This window comes from Peribacillus sp. RS7 (assembly GCF_041956845.1).
GTDB lineage: Bacteria > Bacillota > Bacilli > Bacillales > DSM-1321 > Peribacillus.
This window is the reverse complement of the sequence record NZ_CP168135.1, coordinates 2,186,456-2,204,681: the sequence shown is the minus strand read 5'-3', so window position 1 is coordinate 2,204,681 and position 18,226 is coordinate 2,186,456. Positions and strand designations below refer to the sequence as shown.

Sequence of the window (18,226 nt, the reverse complement as noted above, 5' to 3'; positions counted from 1 at the left end):
AGATTACCCCTCCTTCTTTTCTGATACAACGATTGTAATATGACTAGTACGTTTGTTAATTGCACTCGCACGACCTTGAGCGCGAGGACGGAAACGTTTTAATGTTGGTCCTTCGTTAACGTATGCCTCTGAAACGACTAGGTTATTGATATCCATTTCGTAGTTATGTTCTGCATTTGCGATAGCAGATTTCAGAATCTTTTCTACGACTGGAGAAGCAGATTTTGGTGTTAAGCGAAGAATCGCTACTGCTTCACCTACTTGTTTTCCTCGAATTAAATCTGCGACTAAACGCACTTTACGAGGAGCAATACGAACTGTTCTAGCGACAGCTTTTGCTTGCATGAGATGCCCTCCTCTCATTAACGTCTTGTTTTCTTGTCATCACTTGCGTGACCTTTATAAGTGCGTGTAGGCGCGAATTCGCCTAGTTTGTGACCTACCATATCTTCTGTTACATAAACCGGCACATGCTTACGACCGTCATAAACAGCGATTGTATGTCCGATGAATTGCGGGAAGATTGTTGAGCGACGAGACCAAGTTTTTACTACCTGCTTCTTGTCAGCTTCATTTAATTTTTCAACTTTTACCAATAAATGATCATCAACAAAAGGCCCTTTTTTTAAGCTACGACCCATGCGAGTACCTCCCTTCGTGACTGTTCTACGGTTCTATATATGAACCGTAGGTCAATCCCGTTATTTTTTACGACGACGTACGATAAATTTATCGGATTTGTTTTTCTTCTTACGAGTTTTGAATCCAAGAGTAGGTTTACCCCATGGAGACATTGGTGATTTACGTCCGATTGGAGCTTTACCTTCACCACCACCATGCGGGTGATCGTTCGGGTTCATTACTGATCCACGAACTGTTGGGCGTTTACCTAACCAACGGTTACGACCAGCTTTACCAATGTTGATAAGTTCATGTTGTTCATTACCAACTTGACCGATTGTAGCACGGCAAGTAGCAAGAATCATACGAACCTCACCTGAGTTTAAACGTACAAGTACATAACGACCCTCTTTACCAAGTACTTGAGCAGATGTTCCTGCTGAACGGACTAATTGTCCACCTTTTCCTGGTTTAAGTTCGATGTTATGAATTACTGTACCAACTGGGATGTTAATAAGAGGAAGTGCGTTACCCACTTTAATGTCAGCTTCTGGACCTGACATGATTTCCAAACCTACTTCTAGGTTTTTCGGAGCTAGGATATAACGTTTTTCTCCATCAACGTAATTAATTAATGCAATGTTTGCAGAACGATTTGGATCGTACTCAATAGTAGCAACGCGTCCTGGTATACCATCTTTATTCCGTTTGAAATCGATGATACGGTATTGACGCTTGTGGCCGCCACCTTGATGACGAACTGTTAACTTACCTTGGTTATTACGGCCGCCTTTGCTGTGTAAAGGAGCAAGTAATGATTTTTCCGGTTTGTCTGTAGTAATCTCAGCAAAATCGGAAGTTGTCATATTACGTCGACCGTTAGAGGTAGGTTTATACTTCTTAATCGCCATTTGTATTTCCCTCCTTCTCTAATGAATTAAGCCTCGAAAAGCTCGATTTCTTTGCTGTCAGCAGTTAATTTAACAATTGCTTTACGGCGCTTGTTAGTATAGCCTGCATGTTTGCCCATACGTTTAAATTTACCTTTGTAGTTCATGATGTTTACTTTCTCAACTTTAACGCCGAAAATTTCTTGAACAGCATCTTTAACTTGAGTTTTGTTAGCTCTAACATCAACTTCAAAAGTATATTTTTTTTCAGCCATTATGTCTGAAGAGCGTTCAGTGATTACGGGGCGCTTAATGATATCGCGTGCATCCATTATGCAAGCACCTCCTCTACTTTTTCGACAGCTGATTTAGTCAAGATCAATTTGTTGTGTGATACAACATCAAGAACATTAAGACCAACAGCTTCAACTACAGTAACACCAGGGATGTTACGTGCAGAAAGAGCAACTTTCTCATCTAATCCGTCAGTAACAATCAACGTTTTAGTATCAATAGAAAGGTTATTAAGTACTGCTACAAATTCTTTTGTTTTTGGAGCTTCGAAAGACAAGCTTTCAAGTACCAAAATGTTCTCTTCCAATGCCTTTGCAGACAATGCAGATTTAATAGCTAAACGACGAACCTTTTTAGGTAGCTTGTAAGCGTAAGATCTTGGAGTTGGTCCAAAAACAACGCCACCGCCACGCCATTGTGGAGAACGGATAGAACCTTGACGCGCACGTCCAGTTCCTTTTTGTTTCCAAGGTTTACGTCCACCGCCTGCAACTTCAGAACGGTTTTTAACTTTATGAGTTCCTTGACGTAAGGAAGCTCGTTGCATAATGATTGCTTCAAATAATACATGATTATTAGGTTCAATACCAAAGATGGCTTCATTTAGTTCGATGTCGCCAACTTGTGAACCTGTTTGGTTGAACAATGTAACTTTTGGCATTCTATTGCTCCTCCTTTCTCAGAAATTACTTTGCTTTAACAGCAGTTTTAACTTTGATCAATGCTTTTCTAGCACCAGGTACATTACCTTTGATCAATAGCAGGTTACGTTCAACATCAACTTTAACGATAGCTAAGTTTTGAACAGTAATTTGTTCCCCACCCATACGTCCTGGTAATAATTTACCTTTGAATACGCGGTTTGGAGCTACAGGACCCATTGAACCTGGGCGACGGTGGTAACGAGAACCATGAGTCATCGGTCCGCGAGATTGTCCGTGACGTTTGATAGCGCCTTGGAAACCTTTACCTTTTGAAATTCCTGAAACATCTACTAAATCGCCTTCAGCGAAAATACTAACATTGACTTCTTGACCGATCTCATATTCTGCAAGATCCGTTCCGCGGAATTCGCGAATGAAGCGCTTAGGAGTAGTATTTGCTTTTTCAACATGTCCCTTTTCAGGTTTGTTAGAAAGCTTTTCACGTTTGTTTTCAAAACCAACTTGAACTGCTTCATAGCCATCAGTTTCAACAGTTTTCTTTTGAAGAACCACGTTATTAGCAGCTTCGATAACTGTTACCGGGATAAGTTCGCCGTTTTCAGCAAAAACTTGAGTCATACCGATTTTTCTTCCTAAGATTCCTTTGGTCATAAGTCACACCTCCTAGAGTAATTGTTCATATTTATATGAATTATAATTTGATTTCAATGTCAACGCCTGATGGTAAATCTAAACGCATCAATGAATCAACTGTTTGTGGAGTTGGATTAACGATGTCGATTAGACGTTTATGCGTACGCATTTCGAATTGTTCACGAGAGTCTTTGTATTTATGAACCGCACGTAGGATCGTGTAAACCGATCTTTCAGTAGGCAATGGAATCGGACCAGATACAGCCGCACCAGAACGTTTTGCAGTTTCAACAATTTTCTCAGCAGATTGATCAAGAATTCTGTGATCATATGCTTTTAAACGGATACGAATTTTTTGTTTTGCCATAATTTTCCCTCCTTTTCGCCTATTTTAAAATAGACCTTCTCAATGGAAATTTCCCACACACTCGCCATGGCAAAGCGGCCGGGTGTGTCAGCAACCTTCCATATCATCGCAGTCAAAGACCAACATTGTCTATTATACATAAAGCACAAGTAGAATGCAAGTTAAACTTAAATTTTTCTTGTGCAACACACTTTTATTATTATACATACTATCTCAAGTATTTACAAGTACATTCTACACGGTCTTTCATATCCATTTTCTTCATTTGATAAATCAACAACATTCTCTTTGGAATACATCCATTTTTCAATGGATATGGATATTATAGAAGTAAACATGAAAAGTCCTCTAAAATAGAAAAAAAGCAGATGGCGTCCCATCTGCTTTTCCCGGAAGGCGTCCCTTCCAATATTCATTTAAGAATTAATTACTCAGTGATTGTAGCAACGACGCCAGCGCCTACAGTACGTCCACCCTCACGGATAGAGAATTTAGTACCTTCTTCGATAGCAATTGGAGCGATAAGTTCTACAGTCATTTCGATGTTGTCTCCAGGCATAACCATTTCTACGCCTTCTGGAAGGTTACAAATACCAGTTACGTCAGTTGTACGGAAGTAGAACTGAGGACGGTAGTTTGTAAAGAATGGAGTGTGACGTCCACCTTCTTCTTTAGATAGAACATAAACTTCAGCTTTGAACTTTGTGTGTGGAGTGATTGTACCTGGTTTAGCAAGTACTTGTCCACGTTGGATATCTTCACGGGATACACCACGAAGAAGTGCACCGATGTTGTCACCAGCTTCAGCATAGTCAAGAAGTTTACGGAACATTTCAACACCTGTTACAGTTGTTGGTTTAGACTCTTCGTTGAAACCGATGATGTCAACAACGTCACCGACTTTAACTTGTCCACGCTCAACACGGCCAGTAGCAACTGTACCACGACCAGTGATAGAGAATACATCCTCAACTGGCATCATGAATGGTTTGTCAGTGTCACGAGTTGGTTCTGGGATATACTCGTCAACAGCTGTCATTAATTCATGAATTTTTTCTTCCCAAGCAGCTTCTCCTTGAAGAGCTTTTAGTGCAGATCCTTTGATAACTGGAATGTCATCGCCAGGGAATTCATATTCAGAAAGAAGGTCACGAATTTCCATTTCTACTAATTCAAGAAGTTCTTCGTCATCAACCATGTCGCATTTGTTCATGAATACTACTAGGAATGGTACACCTACTTGACGAGAAAGAAGGATGTGCTCACGAGTTTGTGGCATTGGGCCATCAGCAGCAGATACTACTAGGATTCCGCCGTCCATTTGTGCAGCACCAGTGATCATGTTTTTAACATAGTCAGCATGTCCTGGGCAGTCAACGTGTGCATAGTGACGAGTAGCTGTTTCGTACTCAACGTGTGCAGTAGAGATTGTGATACCACGTTCTCTTTCTTCTGGAGCACCATCGATTTGGTCATAAGCGCGAGCTTCTGCTCCACCAGTTTTAGCAAGTACAGTTGTGATTGCAGCTGTTAGAGTTGTTTTACCATGGTCGACGTGACCAATTGTTCCAACGTTAACGTGCGGTTTTGAACGATCAAATTTAGCTTTTCCCATTAGGAATTCCTCCTTAAAATTATAAATAAAAGATTAAGTATATAGGGCTGTGAAAGAAGACTAATTCTTCCATCACAGCTTACATAAGATAGTTATACTTTAATAAGAGATGAAAATCAATTATTCACCTTTATTTTTTTTGATGATCTCTTCAGAAATGCTCTTAGGTACTTCTTCATAATGGTCGAAGTGCATAGAGAATGTTCCGCGTCCTTGTGTGTTAGAACGTAGAGATGTAGCATATCCGAACATTTCAGATAGTGGAACCATCGCTTTAACCATTTGCGTGTTACCGCGAGCTTCCATACCTTCTACACGACCACGACGAGAAGTGATATCTCCCATGATGTCGCCTAGATAATCTTCAGGAATAACTACTTCTACTTTCATGATTGGTTCAAGGATAACCGGTTTACACTTAGAAGCAGCATTTTTAAGTGCCATTGATGCAGCAATTTTAAATGCCATTTCGTTGGAGTCAACGTCATGGTAAGAACCGTCAAATAATTTTGCTTTGATGTCGACTAGCGGGTAACCAGCAAGTACACCACGGTCAAGTGAATCAACTAATCCAGCTTGTACAGCAGGGATATATTCACGTGGTACTACACCACCGACGATAGCATTTTCAAATTCGAATCCTTTACCTTCTTCGTTTGGACCAAATTCAATCCATACGTGTCCGAATTGTCCACGACCACCTGATTGGCGAACGAATTTACCTTCAACCTTAGCTGAACCACGGAAAGTTTCACGGTATGCTACTTGAGGAGCACCAACGTTTGCTTCCACTTTGAATTCGCGACGCATACGGTCAACAAGGATGTCCAAGTGAAGTTCACCCATACCAGCGATGATCGTTTGACCAGTTTCTTGGTCAGTATGCGCACGGAATGTTGGATCTTCATCTTGTAGCTTTTGTAAAGCTTGAGACATTTTGTCTTGGTCTGCTTTTGATTTCGGTTCTACTGAAAGTGAAATAACCGGCTCTGGGAATACCATGGATTCAAGAATTACTTGGTTCTTGTCATCACATAGTGTATCTCCAGTTGTAGTATCTTTCAATCCAACAGCAGCAGCGATATCCCCTGCGTATACAGTTGATATTTCTTCACGGCTGTTTGCGTGCATTTGAAGGATACGTCCAATACGTTCACGTTTACCTTTGGTTGAGTTGATTACATATGATCCTGATTCTAATGTACCTGAGTACACACGGAAGAATGTAAGTTTACCAACGTAAGGATCAGTCATAACTTTAAACGCTAAAGCTGAGAACGGTTCAGAATCATCTGAATGACGTTCTACTTCTTCTTCTGAATCCGGCAGAATACCTTTAATAGCTGGTACGTCCAATGGAGATGGAAGGAAGTCGATAACGTTATCAAGCATTAATTGAACACCTTTGTTTTTGAAAGCTGATCCACAGATAACTGGGAAGAATTCAACATTAACGGTTGCTGTACGAATAGCAGCTCTTAATTCAGCAACGCTGATTTCTTCGCCGCCAAGGTATTTTTCCATTAAGTCTTCATTAACTTCTGCAACTGCTTCAACTAGCTTTTCACGGTATTCTTCAGCTAATTCGCGATGTTCTTCAGGAATTTCACCAACAGAGATATCAGTTCCTAGGTCATTACCATAGAAATGAGCTTTCATTTCAATAAGGTCAATGATTGCAGAGAATTGATCTTCAGCGCCGATTGGTAACTGAACTGGGTGTGCATTAGCTTGTAGACGGTCGATGATAGTTCCAACTGAGTAAAGGAAGTCTGCACCGATTTTGTCCATTTTATTTACGAATACGACACGTGGTACACCGTAAGTTGTAGCTTGGCGCCAAACTGTTTCAGTTTGAGGCTCAACACCTGATTGGGCATCAAGTACAGCTACAGCTCCATCAAGTACGCGCAAAGAACGTTCAACTTCAACTGTGAAGTCTACGTGTCCCGGTGTATCGATGATGTTTACACGGTGACCTTTCCACTGTGCAGTTGTTGCAGCGGATGTGATCGTGATTCCGCGTTCTTGTTCCTGTTCCATCCAGTCCATTTGTGAAGCACCTTCGTGTGTTTCACCAATTTTATGGATTTTACCAGTGTAATATAGAACACGTTCTGTTGTTGTCGTTTTACCAGCATCGATGTGAGCCATGATACCGATATTACGAGTGTTTGCTAAGGAGAACTCTCTTGCCATTTGTCTTTCTCCTTCCTTCTATAAGGATTTTATAGTAATTAATCTTACCAGCGATAATGAGCGAATGCTTTGTTAGCTTCAGCCATTTTGTGTGTATCTTCACGTTTCTTAACTGCTGCTCCAGTATTGTTAGCAGCATCCATGATTTCATAAGCTAAACGCTCTTCCATCGTTTTTTCTCCACGAAGGCGAGAGTATTTTACTAACCAACGAAGTCCTAGAGTCGATTTACGGTCTGGACGCACCTCAACTGGTACTTGATAGTTAGCACCACCCACACGGCGTGCTTTTACTTCTAATACAGGCATGATGTTTTTAAGTGCTTGATCAAAAACTTCGATCGACTCATTGCCAGTACGTTCTTTGATTAAATCAAATGCAGAGTAAAGAATTTTTTGTGATTTACCTCTTTGTCCATCAACCATTAATTTGTTGATTAAGCGAGTCACAAGTTTTGAATTATAAATTGGATCTGGTAATACGTCTCTTTTCGTTACAGGTCCTTTACGAGGCATTATATTTCCTCCTTTCAAGAAAGTTTAATTTTTGTTTGAGATTATTTTTTTGCTGCTTTCGGACGCTTAGTACCGTATTTAGAACGGCCTTGCATACGATTGTTAACTCCAGCAGTATCAAGAGCACCACGTACGATGTGATAACGTACTCCTGGTAAATCTTTTACACGACCGCCACGGATAAGAACCACGCTGTGTTCTTGTAGGTTGTGACCGATACCTGGGATATAAGCTGTTACCTCGATACCGTTTGTTAAACGTACACGCGCATATTTACGTAACGCGGAGTTTGGTTTTTTCGGTGTCATAGTACCCACACGAGTGCAAACACCACGTTTTTGCGGAGATGATACGTTAGTTTGTGCTTTTTTAAAGCTGTTGTAGCCTTTGTTAAGTGCTGGAGATTTTGATTTAACCTCTTTAGACTCGCGTCCTTTACGCACTAATTGATTAATAGTAGGCATTACATTTTTCCTCCCTTCACGTTTTCATTTCTAGTACCACACATCCAGGTGGTTCATAAATGGGTAAAAACAAAGTCTTTGCAAATATTATTGCAAAAACATTTTTACTTTTTAATGGCAACAGTTGCTGCTCCGACATCAATACCACATGCTTTGCCAAGCATTCTCATCGAATCAACATATGTGATAGGAACATCCAATTCTTTAGCGGTCTCAACGACACGCCCAGTCAAGTATATATCTGCATCATCAGCGATGATAACTTCTTGAATTAAATTGTTTTTAAGAGCTCTAACTGCTTGTTTCGTCCCTATAATCACTGACTTTGCCTGTATTACTTTTTCATAAGACATGGTCCATATCCTCCAAAGTTACAGGGTAACATAGGAGCACCTTTGCTATAGTATCATTATAAGTCGGATACTGTCAACTTCTTTCATAAAAAATATTTCAAGCAAAAGGTTTTCCTTACATAATTCTATTAAGATTATCAATTTGCCTAGAGGTAATATATCCATTCCTCATACTTCTTTTCAGGCTTCCTTGAGTAATAAGAGAGACCAGCACAATAAATTCTGACCCTTCAGCTCCACTCGAATACAGGAGTGCGGTTTTCAGCTTTAATTGAGCTGGTCCTTTTTCCTTTAATCCACTGTTACTGTATCGGCACTTTCGTCACCAACAACGACAGGGTTTGCTTTTCTGTATCTAAGCATTCCTGTTCCTGCAGGGACAAGTTTACCGATGATGACATTTTCTTTAAGTCCAAGCAATTCATCACGTTTTCCTTTTATTGCTGCATCAGTCAAGACTCTAGTCGTTTCTTGGAATGACGCGGCGGACAAGAAGGAATCCGTTTCTAGGGATGCTTTCGTGATACCCAGTAATACAGGGCGTCCTGTAGCAGGTAACTTGTTAGTCAGCAATGCATCTGTGTTTGCAGTAGTGAATTGGTTAACATCCAATAATGTTCCTGGAAGAACTTCAGTTTCACCTGCGTCAAGCACACGGACTTTACGCATCATTTGTCTAACCATTACCTCGATGTGTTTATCACCGATTTCAACCCCTTGCATCCGGTATACTTTTTGAACTTCATGAAGCAGGTATTCCTGAACAGTAAGTACATCTGTAACCTTCAGCAATTCTTTCGGATCGATAGAACCCTCTGTTAACTCTTCACCACGACGGACAGGCGTATCAACAGTTACTCTTAAACGCGCTGTGTACGGCGCAGTATATGTGCGTGATTCAACTGCTCCTTGAACAACGATTTCCTGTTGTTTATCCCGAATTTCATTAATCGAAACAATCGTTCCTTCGATTTCGGAAATGACAGCTTGACCTTTAGGGTTTCTCGCTTCAAATATCTCTTGGATACGAGGAAGACCTTGAGTGATATCGTCCCCAGCAACCCCACCAGTATGGAATGTACGCATCGTTAACTGTGTACCAGGTTCTCCGATTGATTGAGCGGCGATAATACCGACTGCTTCGCCCACTTCAACTTCTTGACCGGTAGCCAAGTTGCGTCCATAACATTTTTTACATACACCATGGCTGGTGTTACATGTAAAGGCAGAACGAATCCAAGCTGTTTCAATTCCAAGTGAATCAATATAATCAGCAAGATCTTCAGTGATAAGATCATTTTCAGCCACGATCACTTCATTTGTTTCTGGATGTTTAATCGCTTTTCTTGCATAACGGCCTACTAGGCGCTCTTCAAGATGCTCAATTATTTCAGTACCCTCTCTCAAGGCCGAAATTTTCAAGCCGCGGTCCGTTCCACAATCGTCATCACGGATGATGACATCTTGGGCAACGTCAACAAGTCGACGGGTAAGGTAACCGGAATCGGCTGTTTTAAGTGCTGTATCGGCAAGACCTTTACGCGCACCATGTGTAGAGATGAAGTACTCCAACACTGTTAAACCTTCACGGAAACTTGACTTGATCGGTAATTCAATGATACGTCCAGCCGGGTTGGCCATCAAACCTCGCATACCAGCAAGCTGCGTAAAGTTGGAAGCATTACCACGGGCACCGGAGTCACTCATCATGAAGATCGGGTTGCGTCGGTCCAGTGAGTCCATAAGTTTGGACTGGATGGTATCCTTGGCAGCACTCCAAATTGAGATAACGCGATCATAACGCTCATCCTCTGTAATCAGACCACGTCTGAACTGCTTCAAGACGTTATCCACTTTGGTTTGAGCCTCAGTGATGATCTCTTGTTTTTCTTTTAAAACGACAATATCAGCCACACCAACGGTAATACCAGCTTTTGTCGAATATTTGAATCCAAGATCTTTCATCCGGTCAAGCATTTTGGATGTTTCGGTAATTTTAAAACGTTTAAAGACTTCCGCAATGATATTCCCAAGAATTTGTTTCTTGAATGGATCAATAGCAGGTTGGGCCTTAATCATTTCAGGGATATTAGCGCCTTTTTCCACAAAATATTTCTCTGGAGTTTTCGTTTCCAAATTATATCGTGTTGGTTCGTTAATATACGGGAATGATTTTGGTAAAATTTCATTGAAGATCAATTTACCGACAGTCGTAATTAGAAGTTGGCTGTTTTGCGCTTCAGTGAAAGTTTCATTATTTAGTGATGATGCATGTACGCCACAACGGGAATGCAGGTGTACATATCCATTTTGGTATGCAAGTAATGCTTCACTTGTATCTTTAAAGATCATACCCTCTCCGATAGCGCCTTCTCTTTCCAATGTTAAGTAATAGTTACCTAATACCATATCTTGAGAAGGTGTTACGACAGGTTTACCATCTTTAGGGTTCAAAATGTTCTGTGCTGCAAGCATAAGCATGCGTGCTTCGGCTTGGGCTTCAGAAGATAGAGGAACGTGGACCGCCATTTGGTCACCGTCAAAGTCAGCGTTGTAAGCTGTACATACGAGCGGATGCAAACGAATTGCGCGACCTTCAACCAACGTTGGTTCAAACGCTTGGATACCAAGTCTGTGAAGAGTCGGTGCACGGTTCAATAGTACTGGATGTTCTCTAATGACTTCTTCTAGTACATCCCATATTTCAGGAGATAAACGTTCAATTTTGCGCTTGGCAGATTTGATGTTATGCGCTAGACCTCTTTGAACAAGCTCCTTCATAACGAATGGTTTGAATAATTCAATCGCCATTTCTTTCGGAAGACCACATTGGTACATCTTTAAGTTTGGTCCAACTACGATAACGGAACGGCCAGAATAATCAACACGTTTACCAAGAAGGTTTTGACGGAAACGACCTTGTTTACCTTTTAACATGTGAGATAAAGATTTCAACGGACGGTTACCAGGTCCAGTTACCGGACGGCCGCGACGGCCATTATCGATAAGAGCATCGACAGCTTCTTGTAGCATACGCTTCTCATTTTGAACGATAATGCTTGGTGCTCCAAGGTCCAGTAATCTTTTCAACCGATTATTACGGTTGATAACACGGCGATATAAATCATTTAGATCAGATGTGGCAAAACGTCCACCATCAAGTTGAACCATCGGGCGAAGTTCCGGTGGAATGACCGGAAGCACGTCCAGGATCATCCATGAAGGCTCATTTCCGGAGTTACGGAATGCTTCAAGCACTTCCAAGCGTTTGATTGCACGGGTCCTGCGTTGTCCTTGAGCTGTTTTAAGCTCCTCTTTCAACGACTCTACTTCCTTTTCCGTATCAATATCTTGTAAAAGTTTTTTAATAGCTTCCGCACCCATGGCAGCTTGGAACTTCTTACCGTATTTCTCACGGTATGTACGATATTCCTTTTCAGAAAGAAGTTGTTTCTTTTCTAAAGTTGTATCGCCCGTTTCAGTTACTACGTAAGATGCGAAGTATATAACTTCTTCCAATGCACGTGGAGACATGTCAAGAACAAGTCCCATACGGCTAGGGATTCCTTTAAAATACCATATGTGTGAAACTGGAGCTGCCAGCTCAATATGACCCATACGCTCACGACGTACCTTAGCACGAGTGACTTCGACGCCACAACGGTCACAGACTACGCCTTTATAACGAACACGTTTATATTTTCCGCAATGACATTCCCAGTCCTTTTGAGGTCCAAAAATTCTCTCACAGAATAAACCGTCTTTTTCTGGCTTTAACGTACGATAGTTGATTGTTTCTGGTTTTTTAACTTCTCCATGGGACCAAGAACGAATCTTGTCTGGTGAAGCAAGACCAATTTTCATATACTCAAAATTATTAACGTCTAACAAGGGGCCTACCTCCCTTTTAATCTCCAGGTTTAACCCTCGATTGCCGTCAAGTATCAGGCAATCTTACACCGGATGATGGTTGATTGAATCAATAAGGCTCTAACAAGGCAGCATGATCTTCAAAGAAACATCTTGCTGCCAGTCAGAGCGGGTGATATATAACTAGATATGTTTATATTTATTCTTTGACAGGTGCCCCTACTTCGGAAGCAACCATATCTTTAGTTTCTGAATCAAGGCTTAATTTGTCTGCTTGGTTGGCTTCTTCTTCATCTTCCAAATCACGCATTTCGATTTCACGATCTTCGGCATTAAGAATTTTAACATCCAATCCTAAACTTTGAAGCTCCTTAATCAATACTTTGAAGGACTCAGGAACGCCTGGTTCAGGGACATTTTCACCTTTGACAATCGCTTCGTACGTTTTAACACGACCTACGACATCATCTGATTTAACGGTTAGGATTTCTTGTAATGTATAAGCAGCACCATAAGCTTCAAGTGCCCATACTTCCATCTCACCGAAACGCTGTCCACCAAATTGCGCTTTACCACCAAGTGGTTGCTGCGTAACAAGGGAGTAAGGTCCAGTTGAACGTGCGTGAAGTTTATCATCGACCATATGTGCCAGTTTGATCATATACATGACACCAACGGATACACGGTTATCGAAAGCTTCACCTGAACGGCCATCATAAAGGACAGTTTTTGCATCACGGGACATCCCGGCTTCTTCAATCGTACCCCAAACGTCTTCCTCAGTAGCACCATCGAATACAGGAGATGCTACATGAATGCCAAGTGCGCGTGCAGCCATACCTAAGTGAAGCTCCAACACTTGACCGATGTTCATACGTGAAGGTACACCCAATGGGTTTAACATGATGTCGACTGGAGTGCCATCTGGTAAATAAGGCATATCTTCTTCAGGAAGGATCCTGGAGATTACCCCTTTATTACCATGTCGTCCAGCCATTTTATCGCCTTCATGGATTTTACGTTTTTGTACGATATAAACACGTGCGAGCTGGTTTACACCAGGAGGTAGTTCATCGCCGTCTTCTCTGTTAAATACTTTAACATCAAGAACGATTCCACCGCCGCCGTGAGGTACACGAAGTGATGTATCCCTTACTTCACGAGCTTTTTCACCGAAGATTGCATGTAATAGACGTTCTTCAGCAGTCAGTTCCGTTACACCTTTAGGCGTGACTTTACCAACTAGAAGGTCTCCGTCTTTTACTTCAGCCCCCACACGGATTATTCCGCGCTCATCAAGATTACGAAGCGCATCTTCCCCTACATTAGGGATATCACGGGTGATTTCTTCAGGTCCTAATTTCGTATCGCGTGATTCAGACTCATATTCTTCAATATGAATAGAAGTGTACACATCATCTTTAACCAATCGCTCACTCATGATGATGGCATCTTCATAGTTATACCCATCCCATGTCATGAAGGCAACCAATACGTTACGTCCAAGTGCTAACTCACCTTTTTCCATTGAAGGACCATCAGCAAGAATCTCACCTTTTACGACGTTGTCACCAACACTGACGATAGGGCGTTGATTATAGCACGTTCCTTGGTTAGAACGAATGAATTTTAATAGACGGTATTTATCAAGGTTTCCTTTTACTTGCTGTCCGTCAACTTCACTTACCCTGCGAACCCATACTTCACGTGATTCAACGTGCTCTACGATACCAGGGTGTTTACAGATGACAGCAGCACCGGAGTCTTTCGCTGAAACATATTCCATACCCGTTCCGACTCGAGGGGCTTCCGGTTGTAGCAAAGGCACTGCTTGACGTTGCATGTTCGCTCCCATAAGGGCACGGTTGGAGTCATCATTCTCCAAGAAAGGAATACATGCTGTCGCAGCAGATACAACCTGTTTAGGAGATACATCCATGTAATCTACGCGGTCACGCGGAACAACGGTATTTTCACCGCGGAAACGTGCAACAACATCATTATCAAGGAATGAGCCGTCATCTGATAGACGTACATTCGCTTGGGCAACTACATAGTTATCTTCCTCATCAGCTGTTAAGTAATCGATTTGGCTTGTAATTCTACCAGTTTCAGGATTCACACGGCGATATGGTGTTTCAATGAAACCATATGGGTTTACCTTTGCAAAACTGGACAATGAGTTAATCAAACCAATATTCGGGCCCTCAGGCGTTTCAATCGGACACATACGGCCATAGTGGGAATAATGAACGTCACGTACTTCAAAGCCAGCACGCTCACGTGTCAGACCACCAGGTCCCAATGCAGATAGACGACGTTTATGCGTCAATTCAGCAAGCGGATTCGTTTGATCCATGAATTGGGAAAGCTGTGAGCTTCCAAAGAACTCTTTAATAGACGCAATGACTGGGCGAATGTTAATTAGTTGCTGCGGAGTGATTGTATTCGTATCTTGAATAGACATTCTTTCACGAACGACACGCTCCATACGGGATAAACCAATTCTAAATTGGTTTTGCAGCAATTCACCAACGGAACGCAGACGACGGTTACCTAAATGGTCAATGTCATCCGTGATTCCCACACCATGCAATAAGTTAAAGAAATAACTAATGGAAGAAATGATATCAGCCGGTGTAATGTTTTTGACCTGGTCGGTCACATAGGCATTACCGATGATATTGATCACTTTTTCGCCTTCAGCATCGTTTGGTGCAAAGACTTTAATAGGTTGAAGAAGAGTTTCTTCCTCTACTACGCCACCTGATGGATGGAAAGTTTTGAATCCGATTCCAGCTTCGATATGAGGCAGAATCCTATCAAGAGTCCGACGATCAAGCATTGTACCTTTTTCAACGATGATTTCCCCTGTTTCAGGATCAATCAAAGTCTCTGCAATACGTTGTCCGAATAAACGGTTCTTGATATGCAGTTTTTTGTTTATTTTATAACGACCTACGTTAGCTAAATCATAACGTTTCGGATCGAAAAAGCGGGATACTAAAAGACTTTTCGCGTTATCGACAGTAGGTGGTTCACCTGGGCGTAGACGCTCATAGATTTCTAGCAATGCTTTTTCTACACTCTCGGTGTTATCCTTTTCAAGAGTGTTGCGAAGGTATTCGTTGTCACCGATCAAATCAATGATTTCTTGATCAGTTCCGAATCCAAGGGCACGCATCAATACCGTTATCGGTAATTTCCTGGTGCGATCGATTCGAACATACACAACATCCTTGGCATCTGTTTCATATTCGAGCCATGCGCCACGGTTAGGAATGACGGTCGCAGAGAACCCAAGCTTACCGTTTTTATCCATTTTCCCATTGTAGTAAACACTCGGTGAGCGCACTAATTGGGATACAATTACCCGTTCAGCACCATTGATGACAAATGTACCTGTTTCAGTCATCAGCGGGAAGTCGCCCATAAATACATCCTGGTCTTTCACTTCCCCTGTTTCTTTGTTAACAAGGCGCACTTTCACACGAAGTGGTGCAGAATACGTAACATCGCGTTCTTTTGTTTCTTCCACAGAATACTTCGGCTCAGCTAAGCTGTAATCGATGAATTCTAACGATAAATTACCTGTAAAATCCTCAATAGGAGAAATATCCTGGAACATTTCCTTTAAACCTACATCTAGAAACCATTGATAAGAAGCTGTTTGAATTTCAATCAGATTCGGAAGATCCAAAACCTCACTGATTCTTGCATAACTTCTACGTTGGCGGTGTCGTCCATACTGAACAAGTTGACCTGTCAACTGATTCACCCCTTAAATCAAGCGTTATAAGGATCCATTTGCCCCGGAAAAGGAATCATTTCCATAGACAAAAAGAAAATGGTTTTTATTTTAAAAACCACTATTTCTCATAAAACGAACTATTATTTATATATTTTTCCCATATTATCCATTGGTTATACACCAATGGTATAAAAATTGCATAGTTACGGAATTATATATATGCATTTTATAATACTAACATAGCGAAAATTTAGAGTCAAACCTTTTTGGATAATAGTATATAGTAACCTTTTTTCTTAACGGGCACTTCAATATTGCCAAATAATTGCTCCATTTTATCCATTGCGGATGGAGCCCCTTGTTTTTTTTGAATGACAACCCATAATTCTCCACCAGCTACCAAACTGCGATAGCTTTCTTCTAAAATTTCGTGGACTACACTTTTGCCTGCGCGAATGGGAGGGTTCGTAAGAATTGCCGCGAATTGATTGGAGCCAACTTTGTCAAAACGATCACTTTCGTAAATCTTCACATTTGCGATCCCATTAGTAGCTGCATTCTCTTTTGACAACTCAACTGCCCGGCTATTTATATCAATCATTTCTATCGCTCTATCGGGATAAGCTGCCGCAATCGATATTCCGATTGGTCCATAACCGCAACCAACATCAAGAATATCTCCTTCCACAGCTTCATTAAGGTTAAAACTCTCAACCAAAAGACGCGATCCGAAATCAACTTCCTTTTTCGAAAAAACACCATTATCACTTTTGAAGCGAAAGGTACGTCCCTTTAATGTAAAATCCCAAAACTTCGGATTGCTTACGACATCCGGTTTATGTGAGTAGTAATGCTCTGTCAGAGTCATCTCCCCCTATCAGAAAGGAATATTGAAGATTTAATGAGAGAAGAGATTTGAAGAATGGATGCTTGCATGCCGGAATGTTTGAATAACGAAAACCTCTTAATTAATCAAACCATTAACGGCGTATTTCCGTCATTTCATTAAAATGAAGAAAAAAAGCCCGCCAATGATAGCGAGCTTTTTGTTTATGCAAGATTACTTAACTTCAACGCCAGCTCCAACTTCTTCAAGTTTAGCTTTAACTTCTTCAGCTTCTTCTTTAGTAGCGCCTTCTTTGATTGCTTTTGGAGTGTTGTCAACAAGTTCTTTTGCTTCTTTAAGTCCAAGACCTGTAACTTCACGTACAGCTTTGATAACTTTGATTTTTTGATCTCCAGCAGATGTAAGGATAACATCAAACTCAGTTTGTTCTTCAGCAGCAGCGCCACCAGCAGCAGCTACAGCTACAGGTGCAGCAGCAGTTACGCCAAATTCTTCTTCGATTGCTTTTACAAGGTCGTTTAATTCTAAAACAGTCATGTTTTTAACTGCTTCTAAGATTTGATCTTTAGTCATTTTTATTTCCTCCTCGAAATGGTTGGTTTTTTTTGAATCAATAGGCAAAATAAGCAGTTAGCTTACGCGCCTTGTTCTTCTTTTTGATCTGCAACTGCTTTTGTAGCAATAGCAAGTCCGCGCATAGGTGCTTGTAGCACGCTGAGTAGCATTGAAAGTAGGCCTTCGCGTGAAGGTAGTTCTGCAAGAGCTTTAATTTCTTCAGCAGTTGCAACATTTCCTTCGATAACTCCAGCTTTGATTTCTAAAGCTTCATGTTTTTTCGCAAAATCGTTAAGGATTTTTGCTGGCGCAATAACATCTTCAGTTGAGAATGCAATTGCGTTTGGTCCTGTTAATGATTCGTTCAAAGCGCTAAGTTCAGCACTTTCCGCAGCACGGCGAGTCATAGAGTTTTTGTAAACTTTAAACTCAACGCCAGCTTCACGAAGTTGCTTACGAAGTTCTGTTAATTCAGCAACAGTCAATCCACGGTAGTCAACAACTACTGTTGATTGGCTTGCAGTTAATTTATCAGTAATCTCAGCAACGATTTTTTGCTTTTGTTCAATAATTGCGTTCATCCTTAC

General features: G+C 41.2%; 17 protein-coding genes. All 17 read right to left on the bottom strand.

The features are described from left to right. Positions 1-3: 3 nt before the first annotated feature. The 17 genes from rplV to rplJ all read right to left on the bottom strand — a co-directional run bounded on the left by rplV (position 4) and on the right by rplJ (position 18,220). Positions 4-345 carry a 50S ribosomal protein L22 gene (gene rplV, locus ACDZ29_RS11260; RefSeq protein WP_061440384.1) on the bottom strand — a complete coding sequence of 114 codons (342 nt, stop codon included), beginning with the start codon at positions 343-345 and terminating at the stop codon, positions 4-6. A gap of 17 nt (positions 346-362) precedes the next feature. Next, positions 363-641, bottom strand: a complete 279-nt coding sequence (gene rpsS / locus ACDZ29_RS11255; RefSeq protein WP_034305018.1) for a 30S ribosomal protein S19 — start codon at positions 639-641, stop codon at positions 363-365. 60 nt (positions 642-701) lie between these two features. Then, the gene (gene rplB / locus ACDZ29_RS11250; RefSeq protein ID WP_061440383.1) at positions 702-1,532 is read right to left on the bottom strand and encodes a 50S ribosomal protein L2; all 831 of its coding nucleotides are present in this window, start codon (positions 1,530-1,532) and stop codon (positions 702-704) included. 26 nt (positions 1,533-1,558) lie between these two features. Beyond that, complete coding sequence (rplW, locus tag ACDZ29_RS11245) at positions 1,559-1,843, bottom strand: 50S ribosomal protein L23 (RefSeq protein ID WP_034305023.1); 285 nt, start codon at positions 1,841-1,843, stop codon at positions 1,559-1,561. Further along, positions 1,843-2,466 carry a 50S ribosomal protein L4 gene (rplD, locus tag ACDZ29_RS11240; protein ID WP_370013574.1) on the bottom strand — a complete coding sequence of 208 codons (624 nt, stop codon included), beginning with the start codon at positions 2,464-2,466 and terminating at the stop codon, positions 1,843-1,845. The genes rplW and rplD overlap by 1 nt, the downstream gene beginning before the upstream one ends. 25 nt (positions 2,467-2,491) lie before the next feature. Further along, complete coding sequence (gene rplC, locus ACDZ29_RS11235) at positions 2,492-3,121, bottom strand: 50S ribosomal protein L3 (RefSeq protein WP_375090847.1); 630 nt, start codon at positions 3,119-3,121, stop codon at positions 2,492-2,494. Positions 3,122-3,161: 40 nt separating this feature from the next. After that, complete coding sequence (gene rpsJ / locus ACDZ29_RS11230; protein WP_019244375.1) at positions 3,162-3,470, bottom strand: 30S ribosomal protein S10; 309 nt, start codon at positions 3,468-3,470, stop codon at positions 3,162-3,164. Positions 3,471-3,897: 427 nt separating this feature from the next. Beyond that, positions 3,898-5,085 carry an elongation factor Tu gene (gene tuf, locus ACDZ29_RS11225; RefSeq protein ID WP_053349066.1) on the bottom strand — a complete coding sequence of 396 codons (1,188 nt, stop codon included), beginning with the start codon at positions 5,083-5,085 and terminating at the stop codon, positions 3,898-3,900. Between the two features lie 120 nt (positions 5,086-5,205). Continuing rightward, the gene (gene fusA / locus ACDZ29_RS11220; protein ID WP_375090846.1) at positions 5,206-7,284 is read right to left on the bottom strand and encodes an elongation factor G; all 2,079 of its coding nucleotides are present in this window, start codon (positions 7,282-7,284) and stop codon (positions 5,206-5,208) included. Positions 7,285-7,328: 44 nt separating this feature from the next. After that, a complete protein-coding gene (gene rpsG / locus ACDZ29_RS11215; protein ID WP_034305035.1) occupies positions 7,329-7,799 on the bottom strand; it encodes a 30S ribosomal protein S7 in 471 nt (156 codons plus the stop codon). A gap of 41 nt (positions 7,800-7,840) precedes the next feature. After that, on the bottom strand, positions 7,841-8,263 hold the full coding sequence (rpsL, locus tag ACDZ29_RS11210) for a 30S ribosomal protein S12 (protein WP_061440379.1): 423 nt from the start codon (positions 8,261-8,263) through the stop codon (positions 7,841-7,843). A gap of 104 nt (positions 8,264-8,367) precedes the next feature. After that, entirely contained in the window at positions 8,368-8,616 is a 249-nt protein-coding gene (locus tag ACDZ29_RS11205; RefSeq protein ID WP_034305040.1) for a 50S ribosomal protein L7ae-like protein, read from the bottom strand. 291 nt (positions 8,617-8,907) lie between these two features. Then, complete coding sequence (rpoC, locus tag ACDZ29_RS11200) at positions 8,908-12,507, bottom strand: DNA-directed RNA polymerase subunit beta' (protein ID WP_289323331.1); 3,600 nt, start codon at positions 12,505-12,507, stop codon at positions 8,908-8,910. Positions 12,508-12,685: 178 nt separating this feature from the next. After that, complete coding sequence (rpoB, locus tag ACDZ29_RS11195; RefSeq protein WP_289318643.1) at positions 12,686-16,255, bottom strand: DNA-directed RNA polymerase subunit beta; 3,570 nt, start codon at positions 16,253-16,255, stop codon at positions 12,686-12,688. Between the two features lie 238 nt (positions 16,256-16,493). Continuing rightward, the gene (locus ACDZ29_RS11190; protein WP_289318829.1) at positions 16,494-17,099 is read right to left on the bottom strand and encodes a class I SAM-dependent methyltransferase; all 606 of its coding nucleotides are present in this window, start codon (positions 17,097-17,099) and stop codon (positions 16,494-16,496) included. Positions 17,100-17,297: 198 nt separating this feature from the next. Continuing rightward, positions 17,298-17,657 carry a 50S ribosomal protein L7/L12 gene (rplL, locus tag ACDZ29_RS11185; RefSeq protein WP_289323329.1) on the bottom strand — a complete coding sequence of 120 codons (360 nt, stop codon included), beginning with the start codon at positions 17,655-17,657 and terminating at the stop codon, positions 17,298-17,300. A gap of 62 nt (positions 17,658-17,719) precedes the next feature. Continuing rightward, positions 17,720-18,220, bottom strand: a complete 501-nt coding sequence (gene rplJ, locus ACDZ29_RS11180) for a 50S ribosomal protein L10 (protein ID WP_375090845.1) — start codon at positions 18,218-18,220, stop codon at positions 17,720-17,722. Positions 18,221-18,226 lie beyond the last annotated feature (6 nt).